Origin of the sequence: Kribbella sp. NPDC051587 (assembly GCF_044453945.1) — a bacterium.
Classification (GTDB): domain Bacteria; phylum Actinomycetota; class Actinomycetes; order Propionibacteriales; family Kribbellaceae; genus Kribbella.
The window spans coordinates 1,038,569-1,060,836 of the sequence record NZ_JBITDE010000002.1 but is presented as its reverse complement, the minus strand read 5'-3'; the positions used below and the strand labels follow the sequence as shown (position 1 = coordinate 1,060,836).

The 22,268-nt window shown below is 68.2% G+C and carries 23 protein-coding genes; 7 read left to right on the top strand and 16 right to left on the bottom strand.

Annotated elements, in window-relative coordinates; translation table 11 throughout:
* Positions 1–18: 18 nt before the first annotated feature.
* Both ACIA49_RS11455 and ACIA49_RS11450 read right to left on the bottom strand, forming a co-directional pair.
* The gene (locus tag ACIA49_RS11455; RefSeq protein ID WP_396377020.1) at positions 19–723 is read right to left on the bottom strand and encodes a metal-dependent transcriptional regulator; all 705 of its coding nucleotides are present in this window, start codon (positions 721–723) and stop codon (positions 19–21) included.
* A gap of 1,462 nt (positions 724–2,185) precedes the next feature.
* On the bottom strand, positions 2,186–2,476 hold the full coding sequence (locus ACIA49_RS11450) for a hypothetical protein (protein WP_396377019.1): 291 nt from the start codon (positions 2,474–2,476) through the stop codon (positions 2,186–2,188).
* Between the two features lie 87 nt (positions 2,477–2,563).
* Between ACIA49_RS11450 and ACIA49_RS11445 the strand changes: the two genes are divergently transcribed.
* Genes ACIA49_RS11445 through ACIA49_RS11430 form a run of 4 tightly spaced genes read left to right on the top strand, consistent with a single transcriptional unit; the run spans position 2,564 to position 6,244 of the window.
* Positions 2,564–3,865, top strand: coding sequence for a cryptochrome/photolyase family protein (locus ACIA49_RS11445; protein WP_396377018.1), 1,302 nt, complete (start codon positions 2,564–2,566; stop codon positions 3,863–3,865).
* A 56-nt stretch (positions 3,866–3,921) separates the two neighbouring features.
* On the top strand, positions 3,922–4,314 hold the full coding sequence (locus tag ACIA49_RS11440; protein WP_396377017.1) for a GntR family transcriptional regulator: 393 nt from the start codon (positions 3,922–3,924) through the stop codon (positions 4,312–4,314).
* A complete protein-coding gene (locus ACIA49_RS11435; protein WP_396377016.1) occupies positions 4,311–5,189 on the top strand; it encodes an ABC transporter ATP-binding protein in 879 nt (292 codons plus the stop codon). The genes ACIA49_RS11440 and ACIA49_RS11435 overlap by 4 nt, the downstream gene beginning before the upstream one ends.
* Complete coding sequence (locus tag ACIA49_RS11430) at positions 5,186–6,244, top strand: ABC transporter permease (RefSeq protein ID WP_396377015.1); 1,059 nt, start codon at positions 5,186–5,188, stop codon at positions 6,242–6,244. Before ACIA49_RS11435 ends, ACIA49_RS11430 begins: the two co-directional genes overlap by 4 nt.
* On the opposite strand, the gene ACIA49_RS11425 is transcribed toward ACIA49_RS11430, so the two are convergent.
* The 3 genes from ACIA49_RS11425 to ACIA49_RS11415 form a co-directional block, all read right to left on the bottom strand.
* Positions 6,210–7,469 (bottom strand): APC family permease, encoded by a 1,260-nt coding sequence (locus ACIA49_RS11425; RefSeq protein ID WP_396377014.1) that lies wholly within the window; start codon positions 7,467–7,469, stop codon positions 6,210–6,212. The genes ACIA49_RS11430 and ACIA49_RS11425 overlap by 35 nt on opposite strands.
* Position 7,470: 1 nt before the next feature.
* Entirely contained in the window at positions 7,471–7,995 is a 525-nt protein-coding gene (locus ACIA49_RS11420; RefSeq protein WP_396377013.1) for a hypothetical protein, read from the bottom strand.
* A 73-nt stretch (positions 7,996–8,068) separates the two neighbouring features.
* On the bottom strand, positions 8,069–8,626 hold the full coding sequence (locus ACIA49_RS11415; protein WP_396377012.1) for a TetR/AcrR family transcriptional regulator: 558 nt from the start codon (positions 8,624–8,626) through the stop codon (positions 8,069–8,071).
* An 84-nt stretch (positions 8,627–8,710) separates the two neighbouring features.
* Here ACIA49_RS11415 and ACIA49_RS11410 point away from each other — a divergent pair, with 84 nt between their 5' ends.
* Positions 8,711–8,965, top strand: a complete 255-nt coding sequence (locus tag ACIA49_RS11410) for a hypothetical protein (protein ID WP_396377011.1) — start codon at positions 8,711–8,713, stop codon at positions 8,963–8,965.
* Here ACIA49_RS11410 and ACIA49_RS11405 read toward each other — a convergent pair whose 3' ends face one another.
* The 5 genes from ACIA49_RS11405 to ACIA49_RS11385 form a co-directional block, all read right to left on the bottom strand.
* Complete coding sequence (locus ACIA49_RS11405; protein ID WP_396377010.1) at positions 8,966–9,799, bottom strand: ketose-bisphosphate aldolase; 834 nt, start codon at positions 9,797–9,799, stop codon at positions 8,966–8,968.
* A gap of 9 nt (positions 9,800–9,808) precedes the next feature.
* Positions 9,809–10,723: a 1-phosphofructokinase family hexose kinase gene (locus ACIA49_RS11400; RefSeq protein ID WP_396377009.1), complete on the bottom strand. Its 915-nt coding sequence runs from the start codon at positions 10,721–10,723 to the stop codon at positions 9,809–9,811.
* Entirely contained in the window at positions 10,711–11,841 is a 1,131-nt protein-coding gene (nagA, locus tag ACIA49_RS11395; protein ID WP_396377008.1) for an N-acetylglucosamine-6-phosphate deacetylase, read from the bottom strand. Before nagA ends, ACIA49_RS11400 begins: the two co-directional genes overlap by 13 nt.
* Positions 11,842–12,792: an ROK family protein gene (locus ACIA49_RS11390; protein ID WP_396377007.1), complete on the bottom strand. Its 951-nt coding sequence runs from the start codon at positions 12,790–12,792 to the stop codon at positions 11,842–11,844.
* 141 nt (positions 12,793–12,933) lie between these two features.
* Entirely contained in the window at positions 12,934–13,560 is a 627-nt protein-coding gene (locus tag ACIA49_RS11385; RefSeq protein WP_396377006.1) for a TetR/AcrR family transcriptional regulator, read from the bottom strand.
* 335 nt (positions 13,561–13,895) lie between these two features.
* On the opposite strand from ACIA49_RS11385, the gene ACIA49_RS11380 reads away from it, so the two are divergent.
* The gene (locus ACIA49_RS11380) at positions 13,896–14,603 is read left to right on the top strand and encodes a PaaI family thioesterase (RefSeq protein WP_396377005.1); all 708 of its coding nucleotides are present in this window, start codon (positions 13,896–13,898) and stop codon (positions 14,601–14,603) included.
* Here the strand turns inward: ACIA49_RS11380 and ACIA49_RS11375 are convergent.
* The 4 genes from ACIA49_RS11375 to ACIA49_RS11360 form a co-directional block, all read right to left on the bottom strand.
* Positions 14,600–15,214: a CGNR zinc finger domain-containing protein gene (locus tag ACIA49_RS11375; protein ID WP_396377004.1), complete on the bottom strand. Its 615-nt coding sequence runs from the start codon at positions 15,212–15,214 to the stop codon at positions 14,600–14,602. The genes ACIA49_RS11380 and ACIA49_RS11375 overlap by 4 nt on opposite strands.
* Before the next feature lie 3 nt (positions 15,215–15,217).
* Entirely contained in the window at positions 15,218–16,177 is a 960-nt protein-coding gene (locus tag ACIA49_RS11370) for an SPFH domain-containing protein (protein WP_396377003.1), read from the bottom strand.
* Entirely contained in the window at positions 16,177–16,473 is a 297-nt protein-coding gene (locus ACIA49_RS11365; RefSeq protein ID WP_396377002.1) for a hypothetical protein, read from the bottom strand. Before ACIA49_RS11365 ends, ACIA49_RS11370 begins: the two co-directional genes overlap by 1 nt.
* Before the next feature lie 277 nt (positions 16,474–16,750).
* Entirely contained in the window at positions 16,751–17,455 is a 705-nt protein-coding gene (locus ACIA49_RS11360; protein ID WP_396377001.1) for a TetR/AcrR family transcriptional regulator, read from the bottom strand.
* A 103-nt stretch (positions 17,456–17,558) separates the two neighbouring features.
* Between ACIA49_RS11360 and ACIA49_RS11355 the strand changes: the two genes are divergently transcribed.
* Positions 17,559–19,748 (top strand): MMPL family transporter, encoded by a 2,190-nt coding sequence (locus ACIA49_RS11355; RefSeq protein WP_396377000.1) that lies wholly within the window; start codon positions 17,559–17,561, stop codon positions 19,746–19,748.
* On the opposite strand, the gene pdxH is transcribed toward ACIA49_RS11355, so the two are convergent.
* Positions 19,697–20,338, bottom strand: coding sequence for a pyridoxamine 5'-phosphate oxidase (gene pdxH / locus ACIA49_RS11350; RefSeq protein ID WP_396376999.1), 642 nt, complete (start codon positions 20,336–20,338; stop codon positions 19,697–19,699). The genes ACIA49_RS11355 and pdxH overlap by 52 nt on opposite strands.
* A 342-nt stretch (positions 20,339–20,680) precedes the next feature.
* The gene (locus ACIA49_RS11345; protein ID WP_396376998.1) at positions 20,681–22,219 is read right to left on the bottom strand and encodes a hypothetical protein; all 1,539 of its coding nucleotides are present in this window, start codon (positions 22,217–22,219) and stop codon (positions 20,681–20,683) included.
* Between the last annotated feature and the right edge of the window lie 49 nt (positions 22,220–22,268).

Sequence of the window (22,268 nt, the reverse complement as noted above, 5' to 3'; positions counted from 1 at the left end):
CTTGACCCTGCTGAGCCCTCAGACCAGGCTGACGAAGATGTGGCCGGCGGTCTCGTCGCTGATCACGCCACCCGCCTCACGACTCCCGACCAGCACACCCTCGGCATCCAGCGCGGAGTCGACCTCGCGGCCGGGCAGCGCACCCGCCTTACGAAGCACCGCCATCGCACTGTCATCGGTCTGCACCGGCTCGGCGATCCGCCGGACCAGCACGCGGACCGATTGACCGGTCGCCTGGTCGAGCACCTTGTCCAGCGGCTCGACACCGATCCGGAAGTCCTCGATCCCACTGGCCTGACCGTCGCTGAGCAGCTCCTCCAGGCCCGGAATCGGGTTCCCGTACGGCGACTCGGTCGGGTTGTCGAGGATCTTCAGCAGCCGCAGCTCCACCGCGTCACTCATCACGTGCTCCCACCGGCAAGCCTCGGCGTGCACGTCCTCCCACTCCAGCCCGATCACATCGACCAGCAACCGCTCGGCCAACCGGTGCTTCCGCATCACCCGAACAGCCTGCTTGCGGCCGACCTCGGTGAGCTCGAGATGCCGGTCCCCCTCCACCGTCACCAGCCCGTCGCGCTCCATCCGCGCCACCGTCTGACTGACCGTCGGCCCGGATTGGTGCAACCGTTCGGCGATCCGCGCGCGCAGCGGCAGGATGCCCTCTTCTTCCAGCTCGTAGACGGTCCGCAGGTACATCTCCGTGGTATCGATCAGCTCGCTCACGACAACCATTCTCACCTATGGAGGCAACCCTTACCCAATCCCGACACCACCACCGCTGGCGGGGTTGAGTTCGATCCTGTACAAGCCCCCGACGAGCCCCCTCGCTCCGGGCACGCGCGCTCCTTCGTCGCGTGCTCCACCCGCGCCTTTTGCGCGGCTGCCGCCGCTTCCTGTCGAGGGCAGTTCCGACGGACCGTTCGTCCGTAGTCAGCCGCCGCTTAGCCCGCTCCTGCGTCGCGTGCACGCCGCTAGCTGAAGTGGGGTTGAGGGGTGGGTGCGCGCGGGAGCCCGAGGCCTGCGTCCGCATCGGGGTGGTCGATTGGAGCGGGGAGCCCGACATGTGCCGACCCGACCGCATCGATCACGTGGTCGCCCGGGGTGCGTCCCGGTCAGACGGTGACGCTTGGTGATCAACTGCACCGGGTGGGCGTGCTCAGGCGTGGTGATCGCCTGGCGAGGGCGGTGATCAGTGCTTGCGGTGCGTCTGCACACTGGCGATTCCGCCGACACCTGCCCTGGGCTGCGGTTCGCCGACACATTCCCGGGCTGGCGGCCCGGCGACACATTCGTCGGGCCAACGATCCGTCGGCAACATCCCCCGGGTAGGGCCGCCTCGCCCGAGGGCCGGGCCCGTCGGCACGCTCGTCGAGCTGACGATTCGCCGGCACATCCACCGCGCAGGCCGCCCCACCCTCGAGCTGGACGCGTCGGCGGCCAGGCCCACCTTTGCGGATGATTGCTGCCGCTATAGGGCAGCAGCACTCCGCTAAGCGGCACAACCAGCATCACGCCACCACATCACCACGCTCAAACCAACCACCCGCGCGGGCCACCCCACCCAATACGAGTCCAGCTAGCCGCGTGCACGCGACGCAGGAGCGGGCTAAGCGGCGGCGATATCGGATGACCAGCTCGCCGGGATCGCCCTCGAAAGGAAGCGGCGGCAGCCGCGCAAAGGGCGCGGGTGGGGCGCACGGGCGAAGCACGCGACGAAGGAGCGCGCGTGCCCGCAGCGGGGGGCATACCCACCAGCTCCTCCACCACCCGCGCGATCCACCCACCCAACACGAGTCCAGCAAGCGGCGTGCACGCGACGAAGGAGCGGGCTAAGCGGCGGCGACACCCGATGAACAGCCCGCCGGGACTGCTGTTTGAAGGAAGCGCGGCAGCCGCGCAAAAAGGGGCGGGTGGGGCGCACGGGCGAAGCACGCGACGAAGGAGCGCGCGTGCCCGCAGCGGGGGCATACCCACCAGCTCCTCCACCACCCGCGCGATCCACACCACCCGACACGAGTCCAGCTAGCCGCGTGCACGCGACACAGGAGCGGGCTAAGCGGCGGCGATCCCGGATGAACAGCCCGCCGGGATCGCCCTCGAAAGGAAGCGGCGGTAGCCGCGCAAAGGGGGCGAACGGGCGAAGCACGCGACGAAGGAGCGCGCGTGCCCGCAGCCGGGGGAAGAACTAGTTGGTGCCGTACCAGAAGTACCAGCCGGTGCCGGCGCTGTAGGTGGCCCAGTGACACGACTGAACGCCGTACCCCTTACGCACCATGTCGTTGCGCATCATGTTGCATTGGGACTGGTACCGGTGGGGCCCTTTCAGGCAGACGTGTTTCCAGGGGTTGCCGCTGGGTTCGTAGTGGCAGTTGTCGGCGGCTGAGGCGGTTTCGGGGCCGGTGGCGGCCAGGACGGCGGTCAGTCCGCCGGCGGCCAGCGTTGCGGCGGCGAGGGCGCCCAGCAGTTTCTTGGTCATGGCAACTATCAAACGACTGACTTCTTTCACTTTGCTTTCAGCAGCGAGCCAGTTTGCTTTCGGCCGGGCGGGCAACAGGATGGGACGATGAGCACAGCGGTGATGTGGTTCCGGCGGGACCTGCGACTGAGTGACAACCCGGCGCTTCTGGATGCGGTGAGCGCCGGCGACGGGAAGGTGCTCGGCGTTTTCGTCGTGGATCCCCTGTTGTGGAAGCGATCCGGCGACCCGCGCCGCGAGCACCTCGCCACCTCACTGCGCGCGCTCTCGAAAAGCATGGGTGGTCGGCTCGTGATCCGCTCCGGCGATCCGGCGACCGTGATCCCCAAGCTCGCCGACGACATCGGCGCCGCCAGCGTCCACATCAGCGCGGACTACGCGCCGTACGGGCAGACCCGCGACGACGCAGTTGAAGCCGCGTTGAAGTGCCCGCTGATCAAGACCGGTTCGCCCTATGCGATCGCTCCGGGACGCATCTTCACTCAGCAGGATCGGCCGTACCAGGTGTTCACCCCCTACTTCCGCGCCTGGCTCGAGCACGGCTGGCGGCAGCCTGTCGATGCCCCGAGCAACGTCCAGTGGGCCAAGGCCGACAGCGAAGACCTCCCCAGCGGCACCACGGAAGGCGCTGGCGAAGATGCCGCGCGCAAGCACTGGCAGACCTACCTCGACGATGTCGCCGAGTACGACGACGTCCGCGACCGGCCTGATCTCGACAGCACCTCACGGATGTCGATCCCGTTGAAGTACGGCGAGATCCACCCGCGCACCATGCTCGCCGACCTCGCCCGCAAGCGCAGCCAAGGCGCGGACTCCTACCGGCGCGAGCTGGCTTGGCGTGAGTTCTGCGCCGATCTCCTCGCGCGCTATCCGCAGGCTGCTTGGAAGCCGCTCCGACCGGAGTTCGACAAGATGCAGTACGACGAACCTGGCGACCAATTGACCGCTTGGCAGCAAGGCCGGACCGGCTACCCGATCGTCGACGCCGGCATGCGGCAACTCGCGGCCGAGGGGTTCATGCACAACCGCGTCCGGATGGTCGTCGCGTCGTTCCTGGTGAAGGACCTTCATGTGCACTGGAAGTACGGCGCGCGCTGGTTCATGCAATCCCTGTACGACGGCGACCTCGCCTCGAACTCACTCAACTGGCAATGGGTGGCCGGCTGCGGGGCGGACGCGTCGCCGTACTTCCGGATCTTCAATCCGACCACCCAAGGCCTGAAGTTCGACCCGCAGGGTGAGTACGTCCGCCGGTGGATCCCCGAGCTCCGCCACCTCGACGGCAAGAAGGCACACGACGGTGGCGCCGACGGCTATCCCGAGCCGATCGTCGACCACGCCGAGGCCCGCCGCGAGGCGCTCAGACGGTACGACGCGATCAAGGCTTGACGCTGATCAGATCCACACCCCTATAGTACTAGGTAACTAGATGAATGGGGTTGGAGATGATCGAGTTCCATCTGGACGGCCGGTCGGGGGTGTCGCCGTACCAGCAGATCGTGCAGCAGGTGCGGAACGCGCTCCGGCTCGGCCTCCTGCGGGAGGGTGACCAACTGCCGACCGTGAAGGACGTGGTCGCCGCACTGGCGATCAACCCGAACACGGTCCTCAAGGCGTACCGCGAGCTGGAGCATGAGGGCCTGGTGCAGGCTCGGCCCGGCCGCGGAACGTTTGTGACCAAGACACTCACCGACAACACACTCGCCGCCCACGGGCCGCTCCGGATGGACCTGCAGCGCTGGCTCGCCAAAGCGCGTAAGGCCGGTCTGGACGACGAGAGCATCGAGGCGTTGTTCCTCACCACCTTTCGGGCCGCCGCTCACGAGGACATCGCGTGACCGCGGCGCTGAAGGCTCACGGGTTGGGCAAGAAGTACGGCCGCCGGTGGGCACTGACTGACTGTGAACTCGAGGTCCCGTCCGGACATGTCGTCGGACTGGTCGGGCCGAACGGCGCGGGCAAGAGCACGTTCCTCAACCTGTCGGTGGGGATGCTCACGCCGACGACCGGATCGGTCGAGGTTCTCGGCGCACCGGCGGGCACGCAGCAGGCGAAGGTGGGGTATGTCGCTCAGGACACACCGACCTACAGCCGGCTCAGCGTCGCCGACCACCTCAAGCTCGGCGCCCGCCTCAACCCCGGTTGGGACGAAAGCCTTGCCCAGCAACGGATCCAGCGGCTCAGGCTGGATCCGAAGCAGCGGGCCGGCAAACTGTCCGGTGGGCAGCGCGCCCAGCTGGCGCTCACGCTCGGGCTGGCCAAGCGACCTGACCTACTCATCCTGGACGAGCCGGTAGCAGCGCTGGATCCCTTGGCACGCAGGGAGTTCCTGCAAGACCTGATGGAGGCCGTGGCCGAACAGGAGCTCAGCGTCGTGCTCTCCTCGCACCTCGTCTCCGATGTCGAGCGATCCTGCGACTACCTGGTCGTGCTGGTCGATTCGCGCGTCCAGGTCAGTGGTGAGATCGACAGCCTGCTGGCGACTCATCACCGGCTCACCGGACCCCGCCGTACGGCGAAGGAACTCCCCAGCGATCAGTACGTCGTGACCGAGAGCCACACCGATCGCCAGTCGACCTTCCTGGTCCGCACCGATCGGCCGATCCTCGATCCCGCCTGGTCCGTCACCCAGCTCACGCTCGAGGATCTGGTGCTGGCCTACATGGGCCGTGAGGTCCAGTCCGAGCGTCCCGTTCTGGAGGTGCAGCGATGATCTGGCTGACCTGGCGGCAGTTCCGCATCCAGTTCCTCGTCATCGCCGCGGTCGTGTTCGCGGCAGCCGTCGTACTGGCTGCGACCGGGCCCAGCCTGGCCGACGACTACCGGACCCTCGCGGACAACTTCATCAGGAACCTAGCGTTCGCCCGGCTCAACCCGGTGCTCTATCAAGTCGGCCTGGCCCTCCTGTACGCCGTACCTCCGGTGATCGGTGCTTTCTGGGGCGCACCGTTGATCGCGCGGGAGCTTGAGACCGGCACCCATCGGCTGGTGTGGAGCCAGAGCATCTCGCGGTCGCGCTGGCTGGCCACGAAGATCGGCGTCGGCGCGCTGGGCACGATCGCTGTCACCGGAGTGCTCAGCCTGGCCGTCACCTGGTGGTCGAGTCCGATCGACAAGGCGATCAATGCGGGCCAGGAGTCGAACCGCTTCCTGCCGCGGATGTTCCCGGTGACGTTCTCCGGCCGCGGCCTGGTCCCGATCGGGTACGCCGTCTTCGCCTTCGCGCTCGGGGTCGCCATCGGTCTCGTCATCCGGCGGACCCTGGTCGCGCTGGCGATCACACTGGCCGTGGTGATCCTGATCGAGGTACTCGCACCGAGCCTGATCCGGCCGCACCTGATGGCACCGACCGATCAGACCGTCCTGGCGACCGCGGAGAACGTGCGCGGCTTCGAGCTCAGCGGCGACAACGGACCGGATCCACAGCTCAAACGGATCGAGGTCGCGATGAACGCGGTCGGTGGGTGGAAGCTGACCGACCAGACCGTCGACAAGGCAGGCAAGGCCGTCAGCATGATGCCGGCCTGGGCGGTGAAGTGTGCACCGGTGCCGCCCATGACCGCAGCAGCCGGCGCCGCCCCCAACCCGGCCGCCGATCGGGCCGCGTGCTTCCAGCGCCTGACCAACGAGGGCTACCGCCAGCACCTCCGCTATTTCACCGCCGACAAGTTCTGGCCTCTGCAGTGGCGTGAGTTCGGACTGTTCTTGCTGCTGGCGTTCGCCCTTGTCGGCTTCAGCTTCTGGCGGATTCGCCGCGACCTTTCCTGAGCTTTCGGACCAGGAGAGCCAAGCCCAGCAGTACGGCGGCCGCAGCGGCTGAGCGCCAGGGCAAGGTGACCGCGAGCACGACACAACCCAGCAGGCCGACCACGTTGAGGGCCCGAGGCCAGCGACGCTGGTCGGCCGGTTGGGTGAACGCCGAGATGTTGGCGATCGCGTAGTACAGCAGGACACCGAACGACGAGAAGCCGATCGCGCCGCGGAGATCGGTGCTGAGAACCAGGATGCCGACCACCGCGGCGAGCACGACCTCGGCGCGATGCGGGACCTGGTACCGCGGATGCACGGCCGCCAGCCACCCCGGCAGATCGTGGTTGCGCGCCATCGCCAACGACGTCCGTCCGATGCCCGCGATCAGCGCCAGGAGCGCACCCAGGCTGGCGAGCACCGCACCGGCGCGGACCACCGGGACCGCCCAGGCCGATCCGGCCGCAGCAACCGCTGCGGCCAAGGGCGCCGTACTGCCGGCTGGATCGATGACACGCAGCAGGGCCACGCCGACGAGCAGGTAGACGACGACGGCGATGGCCAACGCGATGATGATCGCGCGCGGGATCGTGCGCGCCGGGTCGCGAACCTCCTCGCCCATGGTCGCGATCCGCGCATACCCGGCGAACGCGAAGAACAACAGTCCCGCAGCCTGCAGCACCCCGTGCACCGAGACGTCAGCAAGGACCGGTACGGCGCGGGCCGGGCCGCTGGTGCCGAGCAGAACCACGACGAGCGCCAGCACGGCCAACGTGCACGTGACGAGGATCTTGGTCAGCTTGGCGGTCCTGGTCACGCCGCGGTAGTTGACCGCCGCGAGACCAGCGACTGCGAGCAACGCGACCAACCGCCGGGCCCACCCGCCCGCTGGAACCGCATACGTGGCGAACGTCAGCGCCATCGCCGCGCATGACGCTGTCTTGCCGATGACGAAGCACCAGCCGGCGGCGAACCCCCACCACTCCCCCAGGCGTTCCCTGCCGTAGACATACGTGCCGCCCGCGACCGGATAGACCGCCGCGAGCTGCGCCGAGGACGCGGCATTGCAGTAAGCGACGACCGCAGCAATCGCCAGCCCGATCAGCAGGCCGGACCCAGCCGCCTCCGCGGCCGGCTGCCACACCGCGAACACCCCGGCTCCGACCATCGAGCCGACCCCGATCGCGACGGCATCGCTCAGCCCAAGGCGGCGCGCGAGACCCGGCTGCGCCTGGCTGGTGGACATCTCAGTCGCCCGCCGCCATCGCCGCGGCGATCTTCCGCTCGGCATCGGCCACGACCTCCTCAGGTGCCGCGGGCAAGAGATCCGCCCACAACGGCAGCATCTCCCGCCGGGCCTCCAGCATGCCGAGTGGACGGGGATAGAACCACACGTGGAAGTGTGCCGATCCATCTCCCCAGCGGTAGACGTGCACCCGGGCGATGTCGCCGAGCGCGAGGATCGCACGCTCGACCCGGGCGACCACTGGACCGTAGCTCATGGCGAGCCGATCCGGCAGGTCGGCGAACGAGTCGTGGTGCGCACGACTGGTCAGCCAGACGATGCCAGGGATGGTGATGCCGGTGGCGCGAATCAGCGCCCAGTCGTCGTTCACCCACAGCGGGGGCCGGTGGTCCGACTGCTCGTAGTTCGCCAGCCAGTCGCACAGGCCGCAGGGATCACCACCGGGCTCGCCGACGCGCGGCGGCTCCGGGATGACGCGCGGCTGGGGCTCCAGGCGGACCAGCGGTTCGGCGTACGGAAGGGTCATGGCGGTACCTCCAGGACAGGGGTTTCCGCCAGTGAAACACGGCCGTTGCAGGAAATGCAACGGTCATGTTGCATCAGACCTGGACCAGTCCGCGCAGCACCAGGTCGAGGGTGAGCCGGCGGACCCGGGCCCGGGACCAGTGATGCCGGCCCCGCATGTGCACGTAGGTGAAGGCCGCCGAGACCATCAACACCTCCGCGACGTCGCTGATCCGGCCGTGCGGGTGCAGGGTCCCGTCGGCCTCACCCTCGCGGAGGAACCGCTCGAAGGGATCGAGGAACGACACCGGGCCGTTGCGGGCCTGCTCCTGATGGAAGACCAGGTCCGACGAGAGCATCAGCGGCAGATGGCGGTCGATCACGTCGAACAAGGCTTCCAGCGTCCGGATCAGCCCTTCCCGGCCGGTGCCGAACCCGGCCAGCACCGGCCACATGGTGTCCCGGTAGTCCTCGGCCAGGGCGTCCAGCAACGAGTCCAGCAACAGCTCGACGGTGAGGCCCTGGCGCCAGAGCGTGACCCGCGACCGGCCAACCTTCTCGGCGACCCGTTCCAGCGTCACACCGGCCCATCCATGCTCGGCCAGTACGTCGATGGTCGCGGCTCGCAGCGTCTCGTCCACCGTCACGGACATCCGACCCGGCTCCTCGCCTGCGACTGTTGTGCAACACGGTCGTTGCACGGCACCATGACTGTACCAAGCCGACGAGGAGTTGCCGTGACCAGCAGAACCGACCTCACCCTGCGGCTGACCGAGCAGGAGCGGACCGGCCTGACCGCCCTCGCGGCCGGCCTACGGTCCGTGGCCGAGACCGACCTGTCCGAGGAGGACGCGATGATCGCCGCGCTCGAGCTCGCCCTCACCCGGCTGATCGAGGACTTCGAGGTTCCCGACACCAAGGCCCGCGACGAGGTCCAACGCGCCCGCGACAACCTGCGCGCGCACTGGGTGCGCGGCAGCGCGACGCTCTAGCTAAGCCTTCAGGAGGCCGAGGAGGCGGGTGACCTCGGTGGCGACCGCGTCTCGGGCAGGGCCCAGGTATTTGCGGGTGTCGACCAGCGTCGGGTTGTCGGTGAGGGTTTGGCGGACCGACGCGGTGAAGACATTGTTGAGGTGGGTCGCGATGTTGACCTTGGTCATGCCCGCCTCAACCGCGCGGGTCAGGTCAGGGTCAGCGACACCGGACGAACCATGCAGGACGAGCGGTACGGCGACCGCCGCGTGCAGCTCGGCGATCAGGGCGAAGTCGAGGGAGGCGGTGCGCTCGGTCATCGCGTGGGACGAGCCTACGGCGACGGCGAGGGCGTCGACGCCGGTGGCCTCGGCGAAGGCGACTGCCTCGTCGGGGCGGGTCCGGGCGCCGGGGGCGTGGACGCCGTCCTTGCCGCCGACCTCACCGATCTCGGCCTCGACGAAGACGCCGTGGTCGTGGCAGAACTTGGTCACCTCGGTGGTCGAGGCGACATTCTCGGCGTACTCGAGTTTCGAGGCGTCGTACATCACCGAGGTGAAGCCCAGCTGGACCGCCTCGGTGACGAGGTCGCGGTCCATCGCGTGGTCGAGGTGGACCACCACCGGGACCGACGCAGCAGCGGCTGCGGCCAGTGTGGCAACGCCGATCGGCTTGAGCGCGCCGTGGTACTTCACCGCGTTCTCGCTGATCTGCAGGACGACCGGCGTACCGGCTTGTTCCGCACCCGCGATCAGCGCGGTCGCGTGCTCCAGCTGGATGACGTTGAACGCGCCAACCCCGCGACCGGCCTTGGCGGCGGCCAGCACAACCTCAGCTCCGGAAACCAACGGCATGAAGTTCTCCTATTCAACAGAAACTAGAGGTTGCCAACGGCGGTACGCATCGAGATCGATGTCTCCGGCAACGGGTGTGAGCACCGCTGCGGCCGACGCCGCGACAGCAGATTTCAGTACGACGGACCAGTCGGGCTCGGGTGATTCCGCGACGGCGGCCGCGACGACCGCCGTACAGGCATCGCCCGCTCCCGTTGGGTTTCCGCTCACGCGTTCGACCGGGAGCGCACGCCAGACACCCTTGTTGCTGGCAGCAACCATTCCGCGGGCCCCATCGGTGATCACGGCTGCGGTCGCACCCAGGGCGACCAACTGGGACGCACCGTCCTCGACCGTGGCGTCACCAACGGCTTCACGCAGCTCGGCCGCATTCGAGCGAACCACCGCACCGGCCTTCGCTGCCGCGAGCAACGCCTCACCGCCGGCGTCAATGACAGTCAGTACGTCGTGATGCCGCGCCCGGACCGCGATTTCGGCGTACGCGTCGGCCGGCAGGCCGGGCGGGATGCTGCCCGAACAAGCCAGCACACCAAGGCGTCCCCATGGCATCCGCTCACCGAACGCGCGCCACTCATCGGCGGAGATCGACGGGCCGGCCTCGTTGAAGATCGTCGCGTCGCCGTCGATACCGTTGACGATGGCAACGGTTCGCCGGGTATCCCCCGCGATCGGCGTCAGCAGGGCGGTCAGGCCGGCGTCGAACAGTTCGGCGGCGACTGCTTCACCGGTGACACCGCCGACGAAGCCGAGCACGAGCACCTGGTGCCCGAGCGTCGCTGCGACCCGCGCGACATTCACACCCTTGCCACCGGCCCGTTCTCGAATCGCGGCGACCCGATGGCTGCCGCCGACAACCAACTCGTCGACGTTGTACGTAACGTCTAAAGCCAGGTTGAGAGTGACCGTGCCGATCAATCCAGCCATGCGCCGGCCCGCATCACCTTCTGGACGGTGTATTCGTCGTCCAGCAAGAGCAGGTCGGCCCGGCGACCGGTCTCGATCGCACCGACGTCGTACCAGCCGAAGGCTTGCGCGGGAGTGGTCGAGGCCATCCGGGCCGCGTCGACCAACGACGTACCGGCCTTGACGGCGTTGCGGAAGGCAACGTCCATCGTGAGCGTGCTGCCGGCGATCGAGTGCGGCGGTTTGGACAGGGTCGCGAGACCGTCCTTGACGTCGACCTCGAGGTTGCCGATCTTGTAGCTCCCGTTGCCCATCCCGGTCGCCTCCATGGCGTCGGTGATGAGCGCGATCCGGTGGACGCCGGCCGCGGCCAGCGCGACCCGGACAACCTGCGGGTCCAGGTGCATACCGTCGTTGATCACCTCGAGCAGCAGTCGCTCGTCGTTGATCGCGGCACCCACCGGGCCGGGGTCGCGGTGATGGAACGGCCGCATCCCGTTGAACAGGTGCGTCGCGACCGTGGCGCCCGCGTCGGCACCGGCGATCATCTGCTCGTACGTCGCATCCGTGTGGCCGAGCGCGGCCACCGCACCGGCGTCGACCACCTGACGGATCGCGTCCAGACCGTGTTCCAGCTCCGGTGCGATCGTCACCATCCGTACGACGTCGCTGAGCACCTTGGCCACGTCATCCGCGACCGGGTCCCGCAGCAGGGCCGGGTCGTGCGCACCACAGCGAGCCGCGGACAGGAACGGCCCCTCAAGATGCACACCGGCGATCACACCGTCGGTGACCAGGTCAGCCAGGCAGGCGGTCTGCGACGCCAGCAGGTCGAGCGGCCCGGTCACCAGGCTGGCCATGGTGGTCGTCGTACCGTGCTTGGCGTGGAAGGCCGCGACCTTGCGCGCCTCCTCGGGGTCAGTCGTCGAGTACGACGATCCGCCGCCGCCGTGGGTGTGGATGTCGACGAACCCCGGGACCACCGTCACGTCGCCGAGATCCTCGGGGCGCTTGCCGTCGGCCGGCATCCCCTCGGACCGGCGGCCGTAGGCCAGGATGTCGGAGTCGACGACCTGGATCCAGGCGCCCTCCAGCACATCATCCGGCGTGACAAGGCGTCCCACCTTGTAGGTCGTCATCTACGACTGCTCCCCACTCTCGTCAGCTTTGACCCGGTCCCAGGCGTACAGCGCGGCGCCGAGGCAGCCGGCTTCCTCCCCCAGCACGGCGGCCACGATCTCCGGCTCGCGCTGGAACGTCAGGCGTGCGTGCACCCCGTCGCGCAGCGGCTGCAGCAGCGTCTCGCCGGCGCCGACCAGGCCGCCGCCGATCGCGATCCGGGTCGGCGCGACCAGGGTGGTGTAGAGGACGAGCGCGTCGACCAGCACGGTCAGTGCGTCGTGCCAGACCGTCGCAGCGACCTCGTCACCGGCGGCGAGCAGCTCCAGCACCTCACGAGACCCGTCCACGACCCGACCGGCACGAGCGGCGTACCGGCGGGCCAGCGCGGCGGCGGAGGCGACCGTCTCGAGGCAGCCCCACTGACCGCAGGCGCAGAGCTCAGCCGCGTCGCCGTGGATGAAGCGGGTGTGGCCGAGCTCACCGGCGTACCCGTCACCGCTGACGAGCCGACCGTCGATCACCATCGCGGCGGCGATCCCGGTCCCGAGCGGCAGGAAGAGCGAGTTGGTGGTCCCGGCCAGCGCGCCTTGGCGGAGCTCCGCGTACCCGCCCGCACGGACGTCATGCGCGAGCACTACCGGTACGTCGTCGCCGACAGCGGCGATCAGCTCCGCGCGGACCGGCATCCCGGCCCAGGCGAGATTCTCGGCCACGACCGTACCGGTGACGGCGTCGATGATGCCGGGCACCACCACACCGATCGCACGCACGCGGTGACCGTCGGCAGTGGCCTTCTGCCCAAGCTCAACGACGGTCTCCAGCAGTGCGTCGAGCACAGCGCGACCCCCGGCGGCCCGGGGAGTCGGCCTGGTCTCGCGGTGCAGCACGGCACCGTCGGCGGCGACCAGGCCGCACTTCATCCGGGTTCCACCGAGATCGACGGCAACCACGACTTCACTGGGGTCCACGGAGCGCCATTATGCAGCGTTACCCGGTAGTCCGAACATCCATGAACATTCTCCGGACAAAGATCACTCCCCGTGGCGACCAGATTTCACAACGTCCGAAGACTCGCTGACCACGCACTGCGACTCTTCGGACGCTACGAGTCAGGCGCGCAGGCCGCGGTCGAACGCCGCCACCAGGAACGCGATGAGGTTCTCCGCGAGCTTGCCTGGGTCCTCCAGTTCGGCTCCCCCGGGTGCCGGCGTGAGGGCTTGCGACTGGTGCAGGGCCAGTAGACCGAGCATGTTCACGTACCCGAAGGCGACCGCTTCGGGCGCCGAGTGCGGCAGCGCAATCCGCAGCGCCGCCAGGTACCGCGCCTCGATCGGTTCCGACTCCGCGACATACAACTCGCGGATGCGCTGGCTCGGATCGAACGCGATCCGTCCGATGAATCGCGCCACCACCGCTCCCCGCTCACCACGGCGCAGAACCAGGTCCAGACCGGGCTCGACGAACGCCCGGATCAGCTGCTCGGCCGACGGCGTACCAGCAGCCTCCAACTGGTCCAGCCGACGCCGGCGCTCGGTGTTGACCGGCGCCATCGCCCGCCCCACCGCGGCACGCAGCAACGCTTCCTTGGAGCCGAAGTGATAGTTGACCGCCGCGATGTTCGCCGCGGCCGCGACCGTGATCGCGCGCAGCGAGGTTCCTTCGTATCCCCCTTCGCCGAACCGCTGCTCGGCGACGTTGAGCAATCGTTCCCTGGTCGATTCGACCGGTGTCTCCACAGAGTTCTCCTTCCCCCCGACTACCGCTCGCGCAGGCACCCCACCTGCTCACGGGCCGTAGCCTGCAGTCAGCATAGTTCAAACGGTCGTTTGAATCAGAGGCCTCAGCTCATCATTTTCCGAGAAATGCTCAGATTTCCCTGAAATCCGTTTCCTTCCCACGGTTCCCATGCCTCACACCTGCTTCCCCCCACGGACTACGGAGTCTCGAGAACCCGCTTCAAATACCTGTTGGACCCAACTCGTTCCCCCACCTTGAGCACGATTCGGTCACCAGAGCCCACGGGTTGTGGCCGAGGGGTGCTCGAAGTGGGGTGGGGTTAGGGTCGGTGGCCATGACTTCGGTGCGGATTGGGCGACGGTTCCAGGGACCGGCTAGGTCGGGGAACGGCGGGTACGTCGCGGGATTGGTCGGTACGGCGTTGGCCGCGGAACTGGGGGACGGGGTAGTACCGCAGGTGACGTTGCGGGTGCCACCGCCGATGGAGGTCGACCTCGAACTCGTGGCGACGGCCGACGGCGGTCAGCTGCTGGACGGCACGTCTCCGATCGCCACTGCGGTTCCGGTCGAGACCAGCTTCCTGGTCGACGCGACGGTCGAGCCGGTGGCGGCTGACGACGCGCGGGCGGCGGAGGCGTCGTACAAGGGTCTGAGCGGGCACCCGTTCCCGTCGTGCTTCGTGTGCGGACCGGAGAACGCCGAGGGACTGCAGCTGAGGCCAGGTCCGATCGGCGACGGGCGGGTGGCGTGTACGTGGGCGCCGGGCGCCGGGCTGACGGACGCGGTCTTCCTGTGGGCGGCGTTGGACTGCCCGGGTGGTTGGGCGATCGACCTGGAGGGGCGGCCGTCAGTGCTGGGGCAGCTCACGGCGTGCGTGGACGCGCAGCCTCAGGTGGGCGAGGAGTGCGTGGCGGTCGGGCGGGTGCTGGGCGAGGAGGGGCGAAAGACGTTCACCGCGAGCACGCTCTACGACTCTGACGGACGCGTACTGGCGCGCGCCCGGCACACCTGGATCATGGCCGACCCAGCAGCCTTCAACTAGCGAGTGCGGGCGGCGTGAGCCCGGACCTTGGCGCGGTTGCCGCAGGTAGCCATTGAGCACCAGCGGCGGCGGCCTCTGGCGTCGAGGAAGAGCCAGCCGCAGCCGGGGCACGTGCGGACGTGAGCTCGCTCTGTGCCTGTGAGCAGGTCAGCAGCGAGCAGAGCCAGCTGGTCGAGCGGCCGCGCCAAGTCCTCCGGCAGCTCCCAGGTGGCGCTCTCATCCTCGGCGCGGACGAACTGCCGTCGCCCGGACGCCCGCTCGATCACCCGGGCGACCGCCTCGAACGGTCCGTCGGTCTCATCCGGGCGGCTGGTGAGTACGTCGTACAGGTCGATCCGGAAGTCGAGCGTCGCGGTCAGCCGGCGGGCCGCCTCAGTGGGGCGACCGCCGGCCTGTTCGATCAGGCGGAAGACCGCCGCCGGCGACAGCAGGCCGACGGCGGAGTTCCAGATCAGGAAGGCCTCGTACGACGTCAGCCACTCGGTCCGGGCCGGGCCACGGGTGGTCCAGTCGGACCGGGTGTTGACGAAGTCGAGAACCGGGTGCGCGCCGACCGGCTTGGGCAGCACAACGCCCTGCACGAGCTCCAGGTGCGACGGCAGCGCGCTCATACGTCAGTTGCCGGCCGGAGCCTGCGGAAGGGTCGCCGCACCCGGCGGGATGGCGACGTTGGTGCCCTGCGGAATGACCATGAACTGGATCTTGCCCGATTCGATCGCGGTCTTCAGCAGGTAGCCCTGCGGGCCGAGCAGCTTGACTTGCTCACGCACCGACTGCAGTTCGACGTTCACGCGCTGGTTGGTCTGCTCCTGGGTCGCCTTGGCCAGCTCGGCGCGCTGCTTGGCCTCGAGGCCGTCGATGATGCCCTTGTCCAGCGGGGTCGGCTTCTGCACCGTGAACGACAGCTCGCCACAGTTGTTGGTGCCGTTGTAGGCCGGGCCACAGAAGTAGTCGCCACCGACCGCGGCCGGCAGCAGCCGGGTGAACTCCTTGGACGCGGCGGTCTGGAACTCGGCCTTCTTCGCCTCGTTGTTGTACAGCTCGGCCCAGTTGTAGTTGGTCGCGACCGCGGACAGCGCCCGGTCGATCTGCGGCCGGAAGTAGGACTGCAGCATGTCGTTCCAGCCACGCTCGGTGTAGGCGTCGGTCTTCAGGCCGATCCGCTCGTGGAAGGACGCGATCACGTTCTTGTCGCGGTTCAGCGTGAAGTACACCTGGACCCGGACGCCGAGCCGGACGTTGTCCTTGCTGACCACGGTGACCTCGTCGGCGCTGTCGGTGTCCGCGCCGGCGCCGCCGATGATGTACGAGCGCTGGTCGATCGGGTAGTCGTAGACCGTGTCGCCAGGGCCGATCAGCTTGTTGGTCGAGCCGGGCGGGATGATCGACTTGAACTTCTTGTCCTCGATCACGCCGCCGCCGTAGTGCAGGCCGATCCGGTTCGCGTCGGTGCTCGCGAAGTTGAAGATGTTGAACAGCACGATCAGCAGCAGGACGACGACGATGCCGCCGCCGATCACCTTCGCCTTCGCACTACCTCCGGACTTGACCGCGGTGGTCCCCAGCTTTGCCATCAGTCTTCGAGCTCCTTGTTGCGTTCCACCAGTCGCCGGACGTCGGCGAGGGTCAGGTCGGCGGTGACCGCGACGTCGCGCGGTACCGACGGATGCGAGCTGAGCGTACGCAAACCCTGCTCGGCAGCCGCGACCGCCCGCTCGAGCGACCTGACCTCGTGCAGCAACGCCCGATGTTCGGCGTTCACCTCGGCCAGGGCCTGCTCTGCCTGGGCAGCCCGGCGGTACGACGCCCAGGCGAACCAGCCGGTTCCGACCAGCAACACGATGACGGGCAGACCCAGTCTGAAGACCATGCCGGAGATTCTCGTTCATCTGTGGGCGAAAAGCAGTTGAACCGGGTCGGCGGGCGACGTAGATTTTCGGTACACGCGAAGGGAGGTGGTCCTAAGAATGAATTCTTACCGGACTCGTGAGGTGGCGGCGGGCTGACCGCCAACCACTAGCTTTTGGGCAAGTGGTCGGCCAATCCAACGCCGCCACCGGACCCGTGGGCAGCCAGGTAGTCCGCCTGGCCCTGGACTGTTGCCATCCGGCATCAGCCTGGAAGCGCCCACGGGTTTCTTTATGCCGTCATTCGGGTGCAGGGCAGTCGAGCCCCATCGCCAAGCCGATCTCGTAGAGCTGGGCCTCGAAGTAGGCGCCGGCCTCGGGCAGCACCCAGTGCAGCTGACCGAAGACCTCCATGCAGATCAGGCCGTAGAGCCGCGTCCAGTAGGTCAGCCCCAGGTAGATCGCGCCCGGCGGCATGCCGTGGAAGTGTTCCGACTCGGCCGTGAGCTGCTCGATCAGCTTGCTGCCGAGGACCTCGTCCGACGGGTACGGGAACGGCTTCTCATGCCAGATCGCCGCGACCAGGTCCTTGAAAAGCCCGCCGAATCGCATCGCGGCTTGGTGGCCAGGGGTGTCGTTGTGATCATCGGCGTCGGGGCTCGGCACCGTCGTACCGAAGAGCAGGCCGAACTCGGCCGGGTGTGCGCGCGCCCAGTCCCGCAGTCCGTTGGCCAGCAGGTAGAGCTGCGCGCCGAGATCGCCCTCGCCCTCGCAGCCCAGTTCCATCAGCGCGGTCGTGAGTTCGTCGTACAGGTCGGTGACCAGCGCGCTGAGCAGGGCCTCGTGGCTCGGGAAGTAGCGGTAGAGCGCGGGGGCGGTCAGGTTCACCTCGCGGGCGACGGCGCGCAGGCCGATCGCCGCGACGCCACCGCTGACGAGCAGGCGGCGCGCGGCCGCCTTGATCTCGGCCAGCGTCGCGGCCCGCTGCTCGTCACGCCGGTTCATCACCACACTCCTTGACACGGTCGAGTCTTGAGTGAACACTGTTAACAGTTAACGCTGTTCACTCAATCTTTCCGCCTGACTTTACGCCCTTCGGGAGTGCTTCGTGTTCGAGACGCTCGGCCACTTCAGCTATCGGCGGCGCCGCCTGGCGCTTGCCCTGACCGCCGTCTTCGTCGCCCTCGGGGTGGCCTGGGGCACCGGCGTCTTCGGCTCGCTGTCCAACGGCGGTTTCGACGCGCCGGACACCGAGGCCGCGCATGCCGTCGCGACCATCGAGCAGAACGTCGGCCGGACCGGGACCGACGTGATCGTGCTCTACCGCAGCGCCGATCAGACAGTCGCCGATCCGGGCTTCCGGTCGGCCGTCGAGCAGGATCTCGCCACGTTGCCCGGGACCGACGTGCTGCAGAAGACGACGTACTGGAGCAGCAAGTCGCCCGTGTTCGTGTCGAAGGACCAGCACAGCACGTACGCCGTACTGACGCTGGCCGGCGCTACCCCGGAAGAGCGACTGGAGACGTTCCACCGGATCGCCGATCAGGTGCGGAGCGGGCCGGCCGGGCTGGACACCAAGGTGGGTGGCGAGGTCGCGGTCTTCGACGAGGTGAACACGCAGACCGAGCATGACATCGTGAAGGCCGAGTCGATCTCGACGCCGATCGTGCTGGTGCTGCTCGTGCTGGTCTTCGGTGGTCTGGTCGCGGCGGCACTGCCGTTGTTCGTTGGTGCGCTGGCGATTCTCGGTGCCTTCGTGTTGCTGCGTGGGTTGTCCGCGGTGACTGATGTGTCGATCTTCTCGATCAACATCGTCACGATGATCGGGCTCGGACTGGCGATCGACTACGCGTTGTTCATCGTGACGCGGTTCCGGGAAGAGCTTGCTAAGGGCAATGATGTTGAGACGGCCCTGACCGCGACGATGGCGACGGCCGGGCGGACGGTCGCGTTCTCCGGAGTGACCGTCGGGGTGGCGATCAGCAGCTTGGCGTTGTTCCCGGTGATGTTCCTACGTTCGATGGCGTACGGCGGAGTCGCGGCGGTCGTGGTCGCGATGGTGGCGGCGCTGACCGCGCTGCCCGCGTTGCTGGCGGTATTGGGGCATCGGGTGAACAACCTGCAGGTGCCGTTCCTGCGGCGTCGGTCCACGGCGGCGGATCACCATGGCGCGTGGTACCGGTTGGCGCAGAGCGTGATGCGGCGGCCGGTGCGATATGTGCTGGTGCTCGTGCCGCTGTTGCTCGTGCTCGGAATCCCTTTCCTGCAAGCACAATTGGGTGGAGTTGACCATCGGGCACTCCCGGCCGGGGCGACCTCGCGGACGGTGACGGAGACGCTCCAGCGCGACTTCGCTGGGGCCGGTGGGTCAGACGTGTTCGTCGCGGTCCGGTTCGATCAGGCGCCGACGGATCCGGCAACAGCGCTCGCGCCGTACGTGGGGCGGTTGAAGCAGATCGCGGACGTCGATGACGTTCGGATCGGTGGGTTCAAGAACGGTGTCGCCGAGGTGGTTGTCCACACGCACTTCACGGGACAGGAGTTGCCGGCGCGGGATGTCGTTCATGCGGTCCGGGCTGTTGCTCCGCCAACTGGGATGACGACGCAGGTTGGTGGCGAGACAGCCGGGGTGGTCGACCTTCTCCACGTGCTGGCGGAGCGAGCGCCGTACATGGCCGGCTTTATCGTCCTGGTGACGTTCCTGCTGCTGTTCCTTGCCTTCGGCTCCTTTGTGCTGCCGCTCAAGGCGCTGGTGATGAACGTACTGTCGCTATCGGCGGCGTTCGGGGCGATGGTGTGGATCTTCCAGGACGGGCATCTGTCCGGACTGCTCGACTTCACGCCGGCCGGGTTCCTGGATGCGACCAACCCGGTGCTGTTGTTCGCGGTGCTGTTCGGGTTGTCGATGGACTACGAGGTGTTCCTGCTCAGCCGGATCCGGGAGGAGTACGACCGGACCGGCGACAACACGCAGGCGGTCGCGCTCGGGCTGCAGCGCACCGGCGGGATCATCACCAGCGCCGCGTTGCTGCTGGTGATCGTGGTCGCGGCGTTCTCGACCTCGGGGATCGTGTTCGTGAAGATGATCGGCGTCGGGCTGGTGATCGCGATCGCCCTGGACGCCACGATCGTCCGGGCGCTGCTGGTACCGGCCACGATGCGGCTGCTCGGCCGGGCGAACTGGTGGGCTCCGGCGCCGCTGGTCCGGTGGTGGGACAAGTACGGGATCCGGGAATCGCCGTCGGATCAGGGCTGGAGCCGGACGAGCTCCCAGGACCCCGAGCTGGTACGGCGGTAGGCCAGGCGGTCGTGGAGACGGCCGACCCGGCCCTGCCAGAACTCGAACACCTGCGGCTCGATCCGGTAGCCACCCCAGAAGTACGGCGTCGCGATCTCGGTCCCCTCGGGCCACTGCCGCTCATAGGACGCGTACTGCAGATCCAGCTCGTCGCGTGAGTCGACGGGCTGGCTCTGCTGCGACGCCCACGCGCCCAGCTGGGACTCACGCGGGCGAGCGGCGAAGTACGCGTCCACCTCGTCGGTGGGCAGCTTGCTGACCGTGCCCTCGACCCGCACCTGCCGCTGCATCGCATGCCACGGGAACACGAGCGCGCAGTGTGGGTTGGCTGCAAGGTCGTCTGCCTTGCGGGACTGCTGGTTGGTGTAGAAGACGAACCCACGCTCGTCCAGCCCCTTCAGCAGGACCGTCCGTGCCGACGGACGACCATCGGCGTCCGCGGTCGCCAACACCATCGCGTTCGGCTCGACAATCCCAGCCTCGGTCGCCTGCGCCAGCCAAGTGCCGAACTGCTTGACCGGGTCCGCATCCAGCTGGTCCTCGAGCAACTCACCAAGCCCGTACGTCTGCCGCATCCCACTGAGATCCACGCCCCCGAGATTACTGCGCCCAGTCGTTCACCCGGACGACGCGCGGGCCAAGGGATCGACGCGGCCCCCTCCCCCCGATCCATTTGAACGGATATCCCCTCAAGGTGACCCTTCTCCCCTGAAATTTCGAGTGGAGAACGGACTATTTCAGGGGATGTCCCCTGAAATGGTCGGTGTCGGACAGGGCGAGGGGGCGGATGCGGGTCGGGGATGTAGGGAGACGAGGGGTGTTGGCCTTGGGAGTGGTTGTTCGGGGAGTGGCGGACGTGCGCCACTCACTAACCTCGTGGGCGGGACCGGGTCCACGCTCAGGTGACGCCGGGACTGGTCGTGGTGGAGAGGTTAGTCAGTGGGGGCGGTCCGCTTTGCGGCGGTATGGCGGCGGGCGAAGGCTTTTGTCAGGCGGTTGCGGTGGGGGCGCGGGGTGGGTTGTGGGCCGTTGGTTGGGCGGGGTGGGGGTGCTAGGGGGCGGATCTGCTCTGGGAGGTGGTTGTTGACCTCGGTGAGGTGGAGGTCGAAGGTTGCGCGCCAGAGTGCCTGGCGCAGGGTTGCCTCGGCGGCGGACGAGCTTGCGCCGGCGACGGAGGCGGCCCAGAGGGTGCTGAGGGCGCGCTCGTCGAAGCCTTCGACCGCGAGGAGCAGTGACTCGATCCGGTCGCGGTCGGGGGCGTCGGCTACGCGGCGGGGGCGGGGCAGGCGCTTGAGCGGCTGGGTGTGTTGTTCGGCCGGTACGGCGTTCGCGAAGGCGGCGCGGACGTAGTGGGGCAGCAACTGCAGCGACACGGCACCCGCCATCGAGCCGCGGCGGATGCGCTCCACCAGGTAGAAGTAGTCGAGCATCTTCGCGTCCTCGATCCCCCCGCGGACCGCGTCCCGAAGTACTTGCTCGATCTGGATCGCCACGGCCGCGCGGGCCGCCTCGGACGGGCCGGTCGCCGGGACGAGCGCAGTCTCCAGATGCCGGCCGAAGACCTCCAGTTTCGCGTGCAGGGGCAGGGCTTCGACGGTGAGCAGGTCAGCCGGGTAGTAGGTGCCATAGGCAACGGTGACCTCGCGACCCTCGGTGGGGACCGGTGCGTACAGGTCGTGAGCCAGGCCTTCGGACTGCCGATGCCAGGCCAGCGCGTGGTCGATCAGGTCCGGGAGCGGTGGTGTGGCCGGCTCCGGAGGTGTAGGCCCCGCCGGTGACAGACGGCGTACTGAGTCAGTCAGGTCCGGCAGGGGTTCGTCGAGAGTGTCGGTGAGCCAGAGGGTGCTGGGCTCGATGCGAGTGGTGGTCTGGCGGCGGAGCTTGCCATCGGCCACGACGTGGGTCGCTCCGGGAACCGCCAGCACCCCTTCGTACGGCGTACTGTCGCCCATGAACCAGCCGCACGCCGCAGCGAACGCCCAGCCCCGCGGTGAGGCTGCGGCCGGGACTCCGGCGAAGAGGAGTGCTGCGACCGGGCGGTTGCTCCACACCCAGCCGTCCGGCAGGCGCACCTGGAACAGCCGGCCCACACCGGCAGAGTCGGTGAACAACTCCAGGCGGTCGTCGTCCAGCACCGCCATGGTGAACGGCGGAGCCAGCTCAAGGAAGGCCTCCGGGGTACGACGTACCGCCTCCGCCAGCGGCCCAGGGGCGTCGGCCGGGGCGATGTCGCCGACCACGCGCTCATAGCCGACCGGTGTGTGCACGCTGGCGACCCGGACGTTGCCGGTCTGCTGCCAGGCCGGCCACAGCGTGTCAGCACTCCCCCACAAGTGCAGGCCATGGGTGCTGCCGTCGTGACCCCCGAGCTTGGGGATGCCTGCGTAATAGGCCTCGACCCGGGCCGCACCCTCGGCCGCGCGGACCGCGGAGTCGGGCCGGTGAAAGGCGTAGGCAACCAGTGTTTCCACGTTCTCCACGATGCGATTCCGGCCACGAAAGTTGTCCACCGGAGTCTCG